We start from the raw sequence: 879 nt of genomic DNA, 5'->3' as shown, positions 1-879 counted from the left end.
GTGATTGCTACACTTGTAAAAACTTTACGCGTGCCTATTTATATCATTTAGAGAAGTGCGGTGAGATGCTGGCATCTATGCTTGGCACAATCCACAACTTGCGTTATTACCAACGTCTTACACAAGGTATGCGTGATGCATTGGACAATGGCACTTTTGATGCATATGTTCAAGACTTTTATGCTCGTCGTGGATTAGAAGTTCCACCTTGCCCTGAAGATTGATGCATCAAGATTTGCGCCTAAACGCAAGACAAGGTACATTGCAAAACGAATTGGAATTTATTGTTAATTTTTTCGCTTTTATTTGATTAGGAAATTAAAATGAGCTTTTTCATTTCTACCGCTCACGCCGCTCCTGCAGCAGCACAAGGTCCAAGCTTAATGGCTAACATATTGATGATTGCTGTTTTCGTTGCAATCTTCTACTTCTTGATCTGGAGACCTCAAGCGAAACGTGCTAAAGAGCACCGCTCTTTAGTTGAAAGCTTAGGTGTGGGCAGTGAAATCGTTTTTGCTGGTGGTTTAATGGGTAGAATCACTAAAATTGATGGTGATTTCGCTGTTGTTGAACTCAGCCGTGGTGTTGATGTAAAAATCCAACGTGCAAGTGTTATTTCAGTACTTCCTGAAGGCACTCTAAATAACCTTTAATCATAAAATAGTCGTGCCTTAGCACGACTTTTTCATTTAAGAAGAAAACGAATGCGTTACCCTGCATGGAAATATTTACTGATCCTCGTTGTTCTTGTGGTCAGTACGTTATATGCACTTCCTAGTTTGTATCCAGATGAACCTGCCGTCCAAATTTCAGGGGCAAAAGCAGGGACTCAGATTGATCAAACTGTGGTGCAAAAAGCTGAGCAGATTTTAAAAACTG

The 879-nt window shown here is 40.4% G+C and carries 3 protein-coding genes; all 3 read left to right on the top strand.

Annotated features, from left to right (window positions below):
• A partial coding sequence (locus B4237_RS16930) for a tRNA-guanine transglycosylase (RefSeq protein ID WP_286944060.1) occupies nucleotides 1-224 on the top strand: 224 nt, incomplete at its 5' end.
• A gap of 99 nt (nucleotides 225-323) precedes the next feature.
• A complete protein-coding gene (yajC, locus tag B4237_RS16925) occupies nucleotides 324-653 on the top strand; it encodes a preprotein translocase subunit YajC (RefSeq protein WP_004877347.1) in 330 nt (109 codons plus the stop codon).
• A gap of 51 nt (nucleotides 654-704) precedes the next feature.
• Nucleotides 705-879 (top strand): hypothetical protein (locus B4237_RS16920; RefSeq protein ID WP_286944065.1); only part of this gene is annotated, 175 nt, incomplete at its 3' end.

It is taken from the genome of Acinetobacter sp. UBA6526 (assembly GCF_002434875.1).
GTDB classification, from domain to species: Bacteria; Pseudomonadota; Gammaproteobacteria; order Pseudomonadales; family Moraxellaceae; genus Acinetobacter; species Acinetobacter venetianus.
The sequence above is the reverse complement of the archived record's forward strand: the minus strand, read 5'-3'. Positions and strand labels throughout refer to the sequence as shown.

Excerpts from the sequence above, each read along its gene's own strand:
- yajC (WP_004877347.1), top strand. The coding sequence starts at position 324 with ATGAGCTTTTTCATTTCTACCGCTCACGCCGCTCCTGCAGCAGCACAA.